This is a genomic window from Streptomyces sp. NBC_00090 (genome assembly GCF_045160815.1).
Classification (GTDB): Bacteria; Actinomycetota; Actinomycetes; order Streptomycetales; family Streptomycetaceae; genus Streptomyces.
In genome coordinates this window covers 4,634,349-4,649,131 of record NZ_CP108224.1, presented here as the reverse complement: position 1 = coordinate 4,649,131, position 14,783 = coordinate 4,634,349, and the positions used below count along the sequence as shown (strand labels likewise).

At 70.7% G+C, this 14,783-nt stretch carries 13 protein-coding genes and 1 tRNA gene; 5 read left to right on the top strand and 9 right to left on the bottom strand.

What is annotated here, in order from left to right:
* Positions 1 to 95: 95 nt before the first annotated feature.
* On the bottom strand, positions 96 to 401 hold the full coding sequence (locus OG361_RS20715; protein ID WP_055642378.1) for a hypothetical protein: 306 nt from the start codon (positions 399 to 401) through the stop codon (positions 96 to 98).
* Positions 402 to 798: 397 nt separating this feature from the next.
* Complete coding sequence (locus tag OG361_RS20710; RefSeq protein WP_405855626.1) at positions 799 to 1,323, bottom strand: O-acetyl-ADP-ribose deacetylase; 525 nt, start codon at positions 1,321 to 1,323, stop codon at positions 799 to 801.
* 254 nt (positions 1,324 to 1,577) lie between these two features.
* Here OG361_RS20710 and OG361_RS20705 point away from each other — a divergent pair, with 254 nt between their 5' ends.
* On the top strand, positions 1,578 to 1,976 hold the full coding sequence (locus OG361_RS20705) for a thiol-disulfide oxidoreductase DCC family protein (protein ID WP_405855624.1): 399 nt from the start codon (positions 1,578 to 1,580) through the stop codon (positions 1,974 to 1,976).
* 3 nt (positions 1,977 to 1,979) lie between these two features.
* Here OG361_RS20705 and OG361_RS20700 read toward each other — a convergent pair whose 3' ends face one another.
* The 5 genes from OG361_RS20700 to OG361_RS20680 all read right to left on the bottom strand — a co-directional run bounded on the left by OG361_RS20700 (position 1,980) and on the right by OG361_RS20680 (position 7,699).
* Positions 1,980 to 3,032 (bottom strand): HTTM domain-containing protein, encoded by a 1,053-nt coding sequence (locus OG361_RS20700; RefSeq protein WP_405862362.1) that lies wholly within the window; start codon positions 3,030 to 3,032, stop codon positions 1,980 to 1,982.
* A gap of 79 nt (positions 3,033 to 3,111) precedes the next feature.
* Positions 3,112 to 3,654 carry a DUF5819 family protein gene (locus tag OG361_RS20695; RefSeq protein ID WP_405855622.1) on the bottom strand — a complete coding sequence of 181 codons (543 nt, stop codon included), beginning with the start codon at positions 3,652 to 3,654 and terminating at the stop codon, positions 3,112 to 3,114.
* Positions 3,655 to 3,953: 299 nt separating this feature from the next.
* The gene (locus tag OG361_RS20690; RefSeq protein WP_405855620.1) at positions 3,954 to 5,393 is read right to left on the bottom strand and encodes an ice-binding family protein; all 1,440 of its coding nucleotides are present in this window, start codon (positions 5,391 to 5,393) and stop codon (positions 3,954 to 3,956) included.
* A gap of 593 nt (positions 5,394 to 5,986) precedes the next feature.
* Positions 5,987 to 6,073 (bottom strand) — tRNA-Ser (locus OG361_RS20685).
* 144 nt (positions 6,074 to 6,217) lie between these two features.
* The gene (locus OG361_RS20680; protein ID WP_405855618.1) at positions 6,218 to 7,699 is read right to left on the bottom strand and encodes a S1C family serine protease; all 1,482 of its coding nucleotides are present in this window, start codon (positions 7,697 to 7,699) and stop codon (positions 6,218 to 6,220) included.
* Between the two features lie 228 nt (positions 7,700 to 7,927).
* Between OG361_RS20680 and OG361_RS20675 the strand changes: the two genes are divergently transcribed.
* The 3 genes from OG361_RS20675 to OG361_RS20665 all read left to right on the top strand — a co-directional run bounded on the left by OG361_RS20675 (position 7,928) and on the right by OG361_RS20665 (position 10,853).
* The gene (locus OG361_RS20675) at positions 7,928 to 8,758 is read left to right on the top strand and encodes a glycerophosphodiester phosphodiesterase (protein ID WP_384569082.1); all 831 of its coding nucleotides are present in this window, start codon (positions 7,928 to 7,930) and stop codon (positions 8,756 to 8,758) included.
* A gap of 107 nt (positions 8,759 to 8,865) precedes the next feature.
* On the top strand, positions 8,866 to 9,468 hold the full coding sequence (locus OG361_RS20670; protein WP_405855616.1) for an ATP-binding protein: 603 nt from the start codon (positions 8,866 to 8,868) through the stop codon (positions 9,466 to 9,468).
* 407 nt (positions 9,469 to 9,875) lie between these two features.
* The gene (locus OG361_RS20665) at positions 9,876 to 10,853 is read left to right on the top strand and encodes a DUF5926 family protein (protein ID WP_405855614.1); all 978 of its coding nucleotides are present in this window, start codon (positions 9,876 to 9,878) and stop codon (positions 10,851 to 10,853) included.
* 219 nt (positions 10,854 to 11,072) lie between these two features.
* Here OG361_RS20665 and OG361_RS20660 read toward each other — a convergent pair whose 3' ends face one another.
* Both OG361_RS20660 and OG361_RS20655 read right to left on the bottom strand, forming a co-directional pair.
* Positions 11,073 to 11,756 carry a hypothetical protein gene (locus OG361_RS20660; RefSeq protein WP_405855612.1) on the bottom strand — a complete coding sequence of 228 codons (684 nt, stop codon included), beginning with the start codon at positions 11,754 to 11,756 and terminating at the stop codon, positions 11,073 to 11,075.
* A 241-nt stretch (positions 11,757 to 11,997) separates the two neighbouring features.
* The gene (locus tag OG361_RS20655; protein WP_384569094.1) at positions 11,998 to 12,678 is read right to left on the bottom strand and encodes a bifunctional DNA primase/polymerase; all 681 of its coding nucleotides are present in this window, start codon (positions 12,676 to 12,678) and stop codon (positions 11,998 to 12,000) included.
* Positions 12,679 to 13,323: 645 nt separating this feature from the next.
* Between OG361_RS20655 and OG361_RS20650 the strand changes: the two genes are divergently transcribed.
* Positions 13,324 to 14,775 (top strand): PP2C family protein-serine/threonine phosphatase, encoded by a 1,452-nt coding sequence (locus OG361_RS20650; RefSeq protein WP_405855609.1) that lies wholly within the window; start codon positions 13,324 to 13,326, stop codon positions 14,773 to 14,775.
* Positions 14,776 to 14,783: the final 8 nt, after the last annotated feature.

The following is a 14,783-nucleotide window of genomic DNA, read 5'->3' as shown; positions in this document are numbered from 1 at the left end:
GCGGCCCGCACCCCGGTACCGAAGTACCGGCGTGCGGGCCGTCGTTCACACCGCGGTCGTGCCCCCCATCGGGCCGGCTCCCGTGCTGCTGCCGACTACCACCACGGGTAGAAGTTCACCACCGCGTTCGACTGGTCGATGTGGGTGAACGCGGAGCCGTTCACGCTCGCCGTGTTGTTCTGGTTGGAGGCACCGGAACCGGTCGCCACCTGCTGAGTGGTGGTCGAGTTTCCGTTGTTGTCCCCGCCCACACCACTGCCGATGATCGTGGCGACGCTCGTGTTCGATCCGTCGTCCGCGAACCCACCGTTGTCGGCCTGTGCCACCCCGGTGAAGAGCGCGGCGGCGAGGGGCAGGGCGGCGGCAGCGGCGAGGACGCGGGCGGTACGGATGCTTGCCATGTCTGTTCCTCCGGGAACTGAAACTGGTGCTTTGCACGGAACTGCAGAGAAATACCGAGAGAACTGCTCTGAACTACGGCTATTACCAAGGCAGTTGGCCGACCGCCTCGATCGTTGTGCTCGACGTCGCGAATCCAGAGTTGCCCACCGAATCCCCGGCGAACCACCCCGGAGCGGCTTATTCCCCCGCAAGCGTGAGGACAGGTCGATAAACCCCGGCGAAGCGGGAACGGCGCAGCTCACACGGTCGGAGAGGGGGCGTGGCCGGGGAAATCCGTGCACGGTAAGGGAGGAAGCGTTCCGGCAGATTTTCCGCCAATCCTTCTCTCGGAAAGACGGCACGGCGAGTCTCCGGCGCGGCGAAATCGAGCACCTTCACGCACCGGGCATAAACGTTCTACGGAACGTCCCGCCTGCCCACCGCGGCCTCGAAGGCCGCGTACGCCGCCGCGTCGAACAGCACGAACCGCACTTCCTCCACCTCGGTCGGGGCGGCCCGTACGGTCTCCACGGCGATCCGGGCGCCGTCCTCCATCGGCCAGCCGTAGATCCCGGTGGAGATGGCCGGGAACGCGACCGTACGGGCACCCAACTCGTCGGCTACCCGCAGGGATTCGCGGTAGCAGGAGGCGAGCAGCGCGGACCGGTCCTCGTCGCGCGACCAGACCGGCCCGACGGTGTGGATCACATGCCTGGCCGGCAGCCGCCCCGCCGTGGTCACGACGGCCCGGCCGGTCTGCAGCCCCTTGCCGTAGTGCGAGCGGCGCAGGTCCTGGCAGGCGGCGAGGATCTCCGGACCGCCCTTGCGGTGAATGGCCCCGTCGACGCCGCCGCCCCCGAGCAACGACGAGTTCGCGGCGTTGACCACCGCGTCCACCGCCTCGGCGGTGATGTCCCCCTGAACGAGCACGATCCGCACCACGCCAAGAACCCCTTCCAACGATGATTCCCCGGACCCTACGCGCGAGCGAACGCCACCAGCACGCGGATATCCCCGCCCCTCCGGCCCCCACGACGAAGGGCGCCCCTGGTGAGAGGCGCCCTTGGCGAGAGGGGCGCCCTTGGCGAGAGGCGCCCTTCTGATCGGCGCTCCGTAGGTCGTGTTGCCCGTCGATCGGCTTTTGATCGCCGCACACTGAAGTTCTTCAGCGCAGCACGTCGAGAAATGGAGCCCAGATGGCCAGCCAGCCGATTCTGTTGTTTGACGGAGACTGCGGTTTCTGCGGCAGAACGATCGAGATCGTTCGGCGCATCGTTCAGCCGCGTGTGCAATTCGTCCCCTGGCAGTACGCCGACCTCGCCGCCCTGGACGTCACCGAAGCCAGAGCCGACCGCGAGGTCCTCTGGATCAGCCCGGTCGGCGGCAAGGTCCACGGTGGACCACGCGCCCTCTCCGCCGTGCTGATGTGCGGACGAAGGCGCTGGCGGTGGCTCGGGCTTGCTCTTCGGGTGCCACCCGTCAACTGGATGGCACACGGCGTCTACCGGGTTGTCGCGAAGAACCGCCATCGCCTGCCGGGCGGCACGGCCACCTGCTCTCTCCCAGCCCACATGCGAGGGAATCCGGACCGCTGACCCCTACTCCGATGAGGGCTGCGGCGGCACCACCGCGGGTGCTGTCCCGACCGGGGCTGCCGCTCCCGTGCCCCCTGTGCGCTGGAAAGTACGCCGCCACAGCCTTCCCAGGGCGAGGTAGAAGCGGTCCGGCAGGAATGCGGCATCCGCGACGATCATCGCGCCGGAGAAGAGTGGCAGTCCCATGAGCACCGCGATATTCAGGTGCATGCCCAACAGCAGGATCAGAACAGGGTATTTGAGCCTGCCGAACAGGACGAACGGAAAGGCGACCTGCACCAGCACCGTCAGATAGCCGACGACGGCAATCAGCATGTGCTGGCCGGCGACCATCTGGGAAAGCTCGGGCCAGGGCCGGAACAGGTCGATGTTCAGGACGTAGTGGAGGGCGGTCCCATCACCCCACTTGGGGCCCTGGACCTTGTACAGGCCCGCGCATCCGTAGAGGAAGCAGACCTGGGCGGCGATGACGAACATGCCGCAGTTGTGCAGCACCGTGGTCAGGACGATGCGTGCGTCGCCGAGATGGCGCCGGAGACCGTCGCCCCGCGGGTCTGCCGTCCTGCCCGCCGACGCCTGGAGCCGGGCCCTGCGGGCGTCGAGGGACCAGCGCCGGCCACACGCGGTGAAGACCAGGTAGACAGCCATGAGGACCATGAGATTGTCCCCGCCGTCCGCCATGAAGAGCGCCCTGGCGTGGAAGGACACCACCACGACCGCGAACAGCACGGACACCGCCCGCGTCCGCCAGCCCAGCAGGAACAGCGCACACGTGACCAGAGCCGCGGCGTAGCAGACCTCGAAGTACACCCGGCTGTCGGACAGGGTGAGGATGCTGGCCCACCCGCTCTGGTCGAACAACTGCCTGGCCAGCGTGGGCGTCCACGGTGACCCGGGGCCCCACATCTCGTCGCGGTGGGGAAACTCACGGAGCAGGAAGACGAGATAGAGCAGCCCGTACCCGATGCGCAGCACCGCCGCCGCATAAAGAGACACCGGCCGCTCGGTCAGAAGGACGAGGAACGCATGGACCCGGTCGAGTACGCGCTGCGGCATGCGTACGACTGCCCGCTCGGCGGTACGTTCCGACACTTTCGGCGCCACGACCACTTTCGGCGCCACGACCGGTTCGCGCTCAGTCCGTTCCATGCGAGGCCACCTTCCACCAGGGCAGATACCGGGTTTCGGACCGCGTCGGTGCCGCTGCGGCCGGGCGGGGTTCAACCGCCTCGCCGGGCGCGGCGATATGCCGCGAGATCACCCGCAGCTGGATGGATTCGAAGGTGCCGCTGTGTTGGGCGGCGACGCGATCTGCTGCGATGTTGCGCAGATACTTCTCGATCATCAGAGCCCGCTCCGAGCGCGGCCGGTTGTCGCTGCCGTGCGTTTTGAGGTACGAGTTCCAGGCCTGGCGCAGCATGTTCTGTGCCGTATGGCTCGGGAAGACGTTGTGCTTGACGGCGGAGTCGTCCGCAGCGGTCAGATCGATCCAGCCACTCACCTGTGCGGTGCCGTCCGGTGCTGTGTGCTTGATCCTCGCCGAGATCTGCCGGTTGACGGACTGGGGATTCGGGGCGAAGAGCCGCCAGTTCTGCTCGAACACGGGCCGGACCCATGCGTTGACCTGCTGGCTGTACGCCTTCGAGATGGCGTTCGGAGGCGCCACGTACAGGAACACCAGGAGTACATGAACCAGGGTCACTGCCAGGCACAGGGCTACCGCGGCTCCTGTTCCAGCGCTCAGCGGGCGGGGTGGCCCTGAGGTCTCACGGGTGCCACCCGGTCCCCCGCCGCTGTCCTGCGCTGCCGGCTCAGCGCCGTCCCGCTGCGGAGACTCCACGTTTGTCGATTCAGCACCGCTCAGCACGGCCCCACCCGGTCCTTCCCATCCTGACTGTTCGCACCTGCTGCTCCTGCTTCCGCGGGCGGCGCGCGACGGAACTGACGACGCTCCGCCGCGCACCACCCGTCTCACATTCAGTGCGGAACGTGCGCCTCGTGCACGTTGTGGAGGAACGGCCCGACGTGGTGGTACGGCCCGTCGTGGTGGCCCGGCCCGTCGTGGTGGCCCGGCTTCCCCGGCTTCACGGGGGAGTCGCACGCGCAGTCGCCGTATCCGCCCGTGTCGTGCCCGCCAGTGTCATGCCCGCCCGTGTCGTGCCCGCCCGTGGCGGCGTCACCGGTCGCGGCGTCACCCGTAGCGGCGTCACCGGTGGCAGCGTCACCCGTGGCGGCATCGCCCGTGGCAGCGTCGCCGGTCGCGGCGTCACCCGTGGCGGCGTCACCGGTCGCAGCGTCACCCGTGGCGGCGTCACCGGTCGCAGCGTCACCCGTGGCAGCGTCGCCGGTCGCAGCGTCACCGGTCGCGGCATCGCCCGTAGCGGCGTCACCGGTGGCAGCGTCACCCGTGGCGGCATCGCCGGTCGCAGCGTCACCCGTAGCGGCGTCACCGGTCGCGGCGTCACCCGTGGCGGCATCGCCGGTCGCAGCGTCACCCGTAGCGGCATCACCCGTAGCAGCGTCACCGGTCGCAGCGTCACCCGTAGCGGCGTCACCCGTGGCGGCGTCACCGGTCGCGGCATCACCCGTGGCAGCGTCGCCGGTCGCGGCATCACCCGTCGTGGCGTCACCCGTAGCGGTATCACCCGTCGCGGCGTCGCCGGTGGTCGTGGTGGTGGTGTCTTCACACTCCGGCCTGGTGATCACGTTGTTGTTCAGCGTCACGGCCGCGGTGCGGGCCAGCACACGGCCCTCGATGGTCGCCCCACTGTTGACAGTGATCGCGGTGAGCGCCATGAGGGTGCCCACGAAGGTTGAGCCGGATCCCAGCGTGGCCGATTCGTCGGTCACCCAGAACACGTTGCAGGCCTGAGCGCCGTTCTGAAGGACGATGCTGCTCCCGGTTGCCGTGGTGAGTCCCGCAGGAACCTTGAACACCCAGATGGCATCGGGGTTGTTCTGGGCATCCAGGGTCCACGTCCCGTTGACCAGGAGACCGGACTCGACGGCGTAGGTGCCCGGAACCAGCGTGGGAGTCACGGGCGCCGGGGAAAGGTTGAATTCCGTGGGCTGGCCGAAGGCGTTGTCGTACGCCGTGGCAAGATCGTCCTTCGCTCCTGCAGCCGCCGCGCCTGCGTAGATCGTCCCGTCAACCACCGTCCCGGGCGGGAATCCCGTAATGGCTGTTCCCGGGGACACACCGATATCTCCGGTGATCACAGAATTACCTTCGTTGGTGACCGTCGAACCGGCCAGTACCGCGAAGCTTTGCGCAGTACCCAACGGAACAGCTGTTGCTGCATTTGCTCGTGTAGGCGTCACTGCCACGACGGCCACAGCGACCAGCAGGGTGAGTACACCCGCGATCCAGGCCGTCATTGTGCGCCTTTGCGGCGCATCAGGGATGTTCAGTGTCATCGAGGAGCCAACTCCTGAATGGGGTGGTGGCGTCCGGCGTTCCTCGTCAAACGGAATCGCCTCTTCTGTCGGCGGCATATTACGCAGGCATCCGACCTCGGCGACGATTCACTCGGGCCATGTCACTGGAATCAACCAATATGCATCAAGGAATGTACGATAAACATTGAGCCGACTGACTGCCCCCCATCCGTGTGACCATCCACCGCCAATTCAGTCAATCCCTCCTGTCACGCCTTTCGTCGGTCGCCGCCCACCACCGGCAATTCGCCACAGCAGTAATCTGCCTCAGCTGAAATGCGGTTGTTGCGGAATTGGGCAGGCGGGCAGTGAATGCCCCCTGGATGGCGCAGACCGAAGAAACACCCGAATCGGAAGAGTGGCCGACGACGGCCGGCTGTTCCGCGCGGCCATGGGCGGACGGGTGCGGTCTTACGAAGTACCGCACGCCGTGGGACGCGGCGCGGCTCAAGGCCCGGTCCGGCCATTCCAGGGTGAGACGAGGGGAGACGGGGGAGACGGGGGGAGCAGGGAGGGCGGGCCCCGGCATCCGGGGCCCGCCCTCTGACCTGCTAATTCTCTGACCTGCAAAGCGGTGGGTGTGGGATTTGAACCCACGGTGACATCGCTGCCACGACGGTTTTCAAGACCGTTCCCTTAGGCCGCTCGGGCAACCCACCTTCGCCCCGGCCCACCTGGGATGGAGCGGGCTACAGAGTACCGGCTGGGGGGCCGTCGTGGGGATCGGCGGGAAGGGGGAGGGGAGCACCGGTGTTCGGTGCTCCCCTCCCCCCTTCCGAGGCCGTTTCCGTGCGGCCGGCCGTCTAGCTGTCGCCCGTGCGCTCGCCGAGGACGACCGTGGCCGTGTTCGTCTTGCCGTCCCGCTCGTACGTGATCTTCACCGAGTCGCCCGGCTTGTGGGTCCAGATCTCGCTGATGAGCGTGGGCCCGCTGTCGATCTGGTGGCCCCCGAAGCCCGTGATCACGTCCCCGGCCTTCAGACCCGCCTTCGCGGCCGGGCCGTTCGGGGTGACCGAGGCGGTGCCGCCCGAGCCCTGGGCCGCGATCGTGGCCCCCTCGCCCTGCTCGGTCATGTTCACGGTCGCGCCGATCACCGGGTAGACCGGCTTGCCCGTCTTGATCAACTGCTGAGCCACGTTGTTCGCCTGGTTGACCGGGATCGCGAAGCCGAGGCCGATCGAGCCCGCCTGGGACTGACCGAAGCCGCTTCCGGTGGACTGGATGGCCGAGTTGATACCGATGACCGCGCCGCTCGCGTCGAGCAGCGGACCGCCCGAGTTGCCCGGGTTGATCGAGGCGTCGGTCTGCAGGGCGCTCATGTACGAGTTGCCGCCGCCCGAGCCGTCACCCGAGGCGACCGGGCGGTTCTTGGCGCTGATGATGCCCATCGTCACCGTGTTCGACAGGCCGAAGGGCGCGCCGATCGCGATCGTCGAGTCGCCGACCGCCACCTGGTCGGAGTTGCCGAGGGGCAGCGGCTTCAGCCCCTTCGGGGCGCTCTTCAGCTTCAGGACGGCCACGTCGTAGCCCTGGGCACGGCCGACGACCTCCGCGTCGTACGTCCTGCCGTCGGAGAAGGTCACGGAGAGGGTGCCGCCCTCCGCCGCCGATGCCACCACGTGGTTGTTGGTGACGATGTGGCCTTCCTGGTCGTACACGAAGCCGGTGCCCGTACCGCCCTCGCTCTCGCCGCCCTGCGCTCCGCCGGACTTCGCCTGGATGGTGACCACGCTCGGCAGCGCCTTCGCCGCGACCGCGGCGACCGTGCCGGGGTCACGCTTGAAGGAGGCCGGTGCCTGGCCCGAGGAGACCGTGGTCGATCCGTTGCCGCTGTCGCTGCGCTCGGCCGCCCAGTAGCCGATGCCGCCGCCGACCCCGCCCGCGACGAGCGCCGCGACCAGGACGGCCGCGAGCATGCCGCCGGCCCGCTTGCGGGGCGCCTCGGGAGCGACGGGTACGGGCGGGACGGGCGCGCCCCAGGCCGGGACGGCCGGCGGGGGCGGGGGCCAGCCACCGGCCCCCGCCGCCGCTGCCGTCACCGGCACCGTCGTCGGCTCGGGCTCCGGTGCCGGGGGCGGGGCCGGGGCCGGATGTGCCGCCGCCGGGGGCGCGGGCTCGGCCGCCGGAGGCGCCGGAGCGGCAGGAGCCGCCGCCGGGATCTCCGCCGTCGCCGGCTCAGGCGCGGCCGGGGGTGCCGCAGGTACGGGAGGCGTCGGAGGCGTCGGAGGGGCGGACGGGGCAGTCGGGTCCTCCGGAACCGCCGTGCCCTCGTTCTCGGTGCTCACAGCTCGCTCTCCTCGTTGACTGCTCGATCACTGCGCGGGTGGTCATGCCTGGTTGATGGTCACGGTCATGGTCATGTCTGACTCAAGGGTTGTTGTCACCAGCTTTTCCCATAGGGCGTCAGGCCGCTGTAAGGCGGAGCTGTGCATCCGCACCCCATCCTTTATATACGGACAGAACGGACAGCTTCCGGTGTGCCCGCCCCGCCCCGCCAATGGCACCATGACGCCGTGACTCACGCACGGCAGCACCCGAACAGCGCCCCCGTCCAGGTCGTCGCCCACCGCGGAGCCTCCGAGGACGCCCCGGAACACACCCTGGCCGCCTATGTGAAGGCCATCGAGGACGGCGCCGACGCCCTGGAGTGCGACGTCCGGCTCACCGCCGACGGCCACCTCGTCTGCGTCCACGACCGACGCGTCAACCGTACGTCGAACGGTCGCGGCGCCGTGTCCGCCCTGGAACTCGCCGACCTCGCCGCGCTCGACTTCGGCGTGTGGAAGGAGCGGGAGGAGCGGGACAACACCTCGGAGAGCCCCGACTGGGGCGACCCCGAGTACACCTCCGTCCTGACCCTGGAGCGCCTCCTGGAGCTCGTCTCCGACGCCGGGCGCCGGGTCGAGCTGGCCATCGAGACCAAACACCCCACCCGCTGGGCGGGCCAGGTCGAGGAGCGCCTCCTCCAGCTCCTGAAGCGGTTCGGCCTCGACGCGCCGGCCTCCCCCGCCGACTCTCCCGTACGGGTCATGAGCTTCTCGGCCCGGTCCCTGCACCGGATCGCAGCCGCCTCGCCGACGCTGCCGACCGTCTCGCTCACCCAGTTCGTCACCCCGCGCCTGCGCGACGGGCGGCTCCCCGCGGGCGCGCGCATCGCGGGCCCCTCGATCCGGATCGTCCGCCACCACCCCGCCGTGATCCTGCGGCTCCAGAAGGCCGGTCACCGGGTCCACGTCTGGACGGTGGACGAGCCCGAGGACGTCGAGCTCTGCGAGCGCCTGGGGGTGGACGCGATCATCACCAACCGCCCCAAGCAGGTGCTCTCCCAGCTGGGCCGCGCCTGATCCCACCGACCACCGCCCCGTTCGTCTCGGTTCATCACAGGTTTCACCCGTTTCACGGGGGTAAGGGGAGTGCACCGGCGCGTACGGCGCGTACGCGATCGTCACGAGTGCGACACGCCACGTGGCTTGGCCGGTTTCCGGTCCAGTCCAGAGGGGCATCCACACCGTGGCGTGGGGCAAAGGAGGTCTCGGGGGTGGCGTTGGTGGTGGCACAGGAGGTGCCCACGTCGTCGAGCATGGCCGTACCCCATGGCCCTGCGGGCGTGGGTGTGGCGAGACACCGGATGCGGGACGAGTTGTACCGCAGCGGGGTGTCCGAATCGGTTGTCGACGACGCGGTACTGATCCTTTCCGAGCTGCTCAGCAATGCCTGTCGCTACGGCAGGCCGCTGGGAAGGGCGGAGCGGGGCGACGGCGATGTCCGGGCGGCCTGGCGGGTCGACCCGCAGGGAGGCCTGCGGGTCGAGGTGACGGACGGCGGTGGCCCGACGAGGCCCGTGCCGTCCACCCCCTCGGTCACCGCACGCGGCGGACGCGGGCTGAACATCATCAGCGCGCTCGCCCAGGACTGGGGCGTACGGGACAGCGCGACCGGCGAGGTCACGGTCTGGGTCGTGGTCACCGAGGGACATCGCCGCGAGGACTTCGCGGCGCGCGTCGGCGGCGGCTCGGGCTTCGAGTTCCTCGACGCGTACGACGACATGGACTGAGACCCGCGCTCGTTCTCCCGACCGGCGTACGACGATCCGGACCGACGGCCCCGCCCGTTCTCCGGACCGGCGTACGCCGAACCGGACGGCGACCGTGGGCCGTTTCCCGACCGCCGTGGGCCGAACCGGACGGCGACCGTGGGCCGTTTCCCGACCGGCGTACGCCGAACCGCACGCCCGCGTCCGTTTCCCGACCGCGTACGCCCGTGGGCCGAACCGGACGGAGACGGTCGACGGTTTCCCGACGTGCGTACGACGATGCGGACAGGGACCGTCGCCCGTTTCAGGTCCGGCGTACCTCCGGCAGGGCCGCGCCCCGCCTGAGGGCCCGGGGTGCCCGGTACGGCTAGGCTCGCGCCCGATACAGCACGCACACAGCACCGCCGCGATCGGGAGAAAGCCACACCATGGCCAAGAAGCGCCCCCAGACGAAGGCCGGCAAGGCCGGCCAGGCACAGGTCACGAGCGGGGAGATCCCGGTCGTCGGCGCGCGCGAGCCGTGCCCGTGCGGCTCGGGCCGCCGCTACAAGGCGTGTCACGGCCGGACCGCCGCGCACGCCGTGACCGAGCTCGTGCAGCGCCCCTTCGAGGGCCTGCCCGGCGAGTGCGACTGGGTCGCGCTCCGCGAGCTGGTGCCCGCCGCCACCGTGCCGCTCACCCTGAAGGGCGGGCTGCCCGAGGGCGTGCCGTCCGTGACGCTCGCGACCGTGCTGCCGATGGCGTGGCCGGCGCTGCGCCGCGACGACGGCTCCGTCCTGCTCGCCCTGCAGAACGACTCCTCCTCCGGTGACCTCGCCCGCGACCTCGCCGACACCCTGCAGCGCGCCCTGGCGACCGAGCCGGGCACCCCGGTTCCGCCGCGCCGCGTGCCGGCCGAGGGCCCCCGCCTGCAGGAGCTGCTCGACGCGGACGCGCCGTTCGCCCCGGAGGTCCACTCGGGCTTCGAGTTCTGGATCCCGCAGTCCGCGGAGGGCGCCGACCCCGAGGTCGCCGCCTCCCTGGAGCGGGCCAACGCCGCCGCGATCCCGACCGTCAAGCTGACCGGTGTCGACTCCGCGTACTGGTGCGAGACCCCGGACAAGAACCACCTGCGCTGGGTCATGCCGTACCCGGAGGAGAAGCTCCTCGACGCGCTCGCCCGTCTCCAGGCCGGCGAGGGCACCTCCCTCGGCCCGGACACCCGGCTCGTCGGCTCCTTCCGCGCCCACGGCCTGATGGTGCCGGTGTGGGACCTGCCGACCTCCATGACCGCCGAGGAGTGCGAGAAGCCGGCCGCCGAGTTCGCCGAGCGGCTCGCCGGGGCGCTGGCCTCGGACGCTCCGCTCACCGCCGATGAGCGCCGGGCGCGCGGCGGCCTCACGAACCGTCAGGTGACTCTCAGCTGATACCCCGGGTGGTATCGGTGACTGACAGACCGGCCAGTCGGTGACTTCCACCACAGCCCGGTCTACGGGCAGTAATTCCCTGTCCGAATAACTGAGATCGAATTTGCGAACAGCAGATCTCTTGTTACCGTTCTGGAAGCCCGGTCGCTGGTGCATCCCCCGTCGCCAGCGACCGGGCGTTTCCATGCCCGCCCCAGGCCGTGCCGGGGCGTCCGGCGCTCAACTTCCTTCGGTGTCTGTCGTGTTGCTGCCCGATCGCAGCAACAGCGGGGTGTTGTCCCCCTCGCCGGTCCCCGCGAATTCCGCCACTGCCGTATACGCCGTGGCCGTGCCCCGACCGCGCTCCCTGGGCGTTTCACAGCTTCCCGGTTCGTCCTGCGCCATGACCGGGCAACGCACTTGTACGGTCCGCCCGCCGGGCGCCATCAGAGTGAGGAACGCGTCGAGTTCCTGGCCCGTCGCGTTCCGGTAGTACGTACGCGCCCAGATGTCGGGCCCTTCGGACAGGACGCAGGTCTGTGCCTCGACCCCCTCGGGAGAGGCGAGTTCCGGCCCACAGTTCGTGATCCGCTCCGGAGCGGATGGCGCATCCGCGCCGCCCGGAGCGACGGGAGAGGCCGGAGCGACGGAGGGGGCGCCAGGAGCGGGGGCCTGAGCGGGGCCGGCGGCAGGACCGACGCCGGGAGGGGCCGGAGTGCGGGGGCCGAGCCCCAGGCCCGACAGCAGGTCCTTGTCCCCATCCCCGTTCCCGGGCTTCGCGTCGCCCGAGCCGGCCGGCCGTACGGGATCACCCGTCGGCCCCGTCGGGCCCGCCACCGCGACGATCGGCAGCAGGACGGCGACCGCGACGGCGGTGCCGAGTCCGATCATGCGGAGCTTCGCCGGGCTCATCACCGGACTCATGCGACCCACCTGCTCTTTCGCCCGGGATCTTCGACCGGTGGGGCGAACATATCGGCGGTCGACGGGCGCCCGGTCGGCCGCACGCCCGTTTTCCCTGCAAGTCGGCCCCGGACACACCCGTTCGGGTGAACGACCCGCCGCCCACCGGCCACCAGGCCGGCCACCGGCCGTCAACCGCCGAGCACCGGCCGTCGACCACCGGGCACCAGCCATCAGGCCACCGAGCACCGAGCACCAGCCGTCAGTACGTCAGCCGGCTCCCGCCGCCCGGTGCGCCCGTGCTCGCCTCGACCAGGGCGTCCACCACCGCCTCCACGTCCGGCAGCCACGGCCGGGCCGAGCCCGCGAGCGGCGCCCGCTCCCACCGCACCTGCCCGCTCCCCGCGACCGAGGGCGGCAGCAGCAGATAGCCGCCCTCGCCGTGGAACCGCAGCGAACTGGGCACGCTGTCCTTCGCGTACAGCAGCTCGCCCAGCCGTTCGAGGCCGTACGGGGCGACCAGGATCGACCACCGCGTCGGGGTCGCCACCACCGGGCCGAGCCGCATGCCCGTCGCGTCGAGCGCGGCCAGCGCCCGGGCCCCCGCCACCGCGGGCAGGCTCACCGCGCAGGGCGCGCCGCCGCCCGTGGCGAGCACCACCGGGGCGTCCGGGCGCCTGGTCCACCACCAGCGGATCATCCGCTCGTCGGTGGTGGCCGCGAGCAGCCCGGGGTCGTACGGGTGCGCACCGGGCACCGCGCACTCGGGGTCGGGGCAGGCACAGGCCGCCCGCGCGGCCGTACGGGTCGTCGTCTTCAGGCCCACGCCCGGGAGGACGGGCCAGTCCCACTCGACCGCGAAGGTGACCGCCGCTTCGAGCCGGGCGGTCCTCGCCTTGCGCCGGAACCGGAGCCTGCGTCGCCTTCCGAGGATCTCGCGCATGAGCGCTCGTTCCTTTCCGTTGAACGCCGAATCCACATCACACCATGTGCAGATCTCTTCACTGTGCGTATCAGCGCGTACCAGGTCGATGGCGTCACGCCCCGCGCCGAAGCGGGGCCGACGGCCAGGTATGAACCAGGTGGAGCCAGGGAGAAACCGGGTCGAGCCAGGTGGTAACCGGGTGGAGCCAGGTCAGGAACCGGTGGAGCCAGGTAGGAACCGGTGGAGCAGGTCAGAACCAGGTGGAGCCAGGTCGGAACCAGGTCGAGCCGGGTCGTTCCGTATCGGTGCCAGATCCAAGCCGGGTCAGAACACGTTCCCCGCCACTGGGGGACGGGCTGCGGCCTGCGGAACTAAAGACGCCGGGGTTCCGCGGCACGTTCCGGGGCAGCTCCAACTGCCCCTGCCTGTCATCGATTACGTACCCAGCACGCTCCGAATGACGCGCTTTCAAACGACGCCAGTCGACCGCAAAAGGTGCACACCGAGGGCAATTTTCGGCCAACTTCCCGCGCACTTCAACCCCTGCGTCCAACCTCACGGACACCACAAGTCCCATGGGGACAATGCTGGACATCGCTCCTCCAGTGCGTGTACATGTGGATGCATCGAGCGGCGCAGAATGACATGGGGGTTTGCGATGCTATGGCGTCAAACGCACCGGTCGGAAAGCCGACTGACATGAGCGCCCCACACATGCCGAAAGTGGCCGGAATCGATTCCACGGTTCCCCACCCACCGCACACTACGGCGCCCCTTCCCGGGGTACCCGCGGCGGCGACGCCCGCCGACGCGGCCCTGCCGCCCGGCGCGCTGATCCAGGACCGGCTGGCCGGCTGGGTCTCCGACCTCACCACCCTCCACGAACTCACCGAGCGCCTCATCAGGACCTCTTCCCTCGACGAGGCCCTCCCCGAGGTCCTCGGCGCCGGCGCCGCGCTCGTCGGCGCCCGCCGCGGCATGGCCGTCCTCGAACCCGCCGACGGCCTCGGCCCCGCCACCACCATCGGCCTCGGGCTCGCCCACGCGGAGCTCGGAACCATCGAGACCGTCCCGCGCGGCGCGACCAGCTACGGCCGCCTCCTCGACGGCCTCCCCGATCCCGCCGACCCGGCCCGCGTCCCCGATCCGATCGCCATCCCCGACGTCCGTACGGAGGAGGGCCTCGACCCGCGCCACCGCGAGGTCGCCGCCCGCCTCGGCTACGCCGCCAGCTACGCCCTCCCCCTCGCCACCGCGGAGGCCGGCCGGCTGGGCGCGGCAGTCTGGCTCTACGACGAGCCCGCCGAGCCCTCCGAGCGCCAGCGCCACCTCATCGGGCTCTACGGCCGCTTCGCCACCGAACACCTCGCGCGGCTGCTCCAGGTCGAGCGCGCCCGCGCCCAGGTCTCCACCATCGCGGAGGAGCTGCTCCCCAGCCGTCTCCCCCGGGTCCCCGGCGTCCAGCTGGCCGCCCGCCACCGCACCGGCCCCCGCGGCGGCGGCGACTGGTACGACGCCCTGCCGCTGCCCGAGGGCGCGCTCGGGCTCGCCGTCGGCTCCGTCTCCGGGACCGGGCCCAGCGCGCTCGCCGCCATGGGCCGGCTGCGCGCCTCGCTCCGGGCGTACGCGGTGATGGAGGGCGAGGACCCCGTCGCCGTCCTCTCCGACCTGGAGCTGCTGCTCCGGCTCACCGAGCCGGCCCGCTCGGCGACCGCGCTCTTCGCGTACGCCGAGCCCGCGCAGCGCCGGATCGTCCTCGCCGGAGCCGGACACGCCCCGCCGCTGATCATCGGCGACCACCGCACCGAGTACGTGGAGACCTCGCTCTCCGCTCCCCTCGGGATGCTCTCCTGCTGGGAGGCGCCGAGCGTCGAGCTGTCTCCCGCCCCGGGAGAAACGGTGCTTCTCTACACGGACGGGCTGCTCCGCCGGACCGGCGACCCCATGGACCGGGCCTTCGCCCGGCTCCACGCGGCCGCCGCAGGCGTGCCGAAGGCAGACCGGGGCGACCCGGGCGCGATCGCCGACCACGTCCTGCGGACCCTGCTGCCCGAAGGGCTCGGCACCGCCGACGACGAGGAGGACGTGGTCCTGCTCGCCGCCCGGTTCGAGTGAGCTCTCGC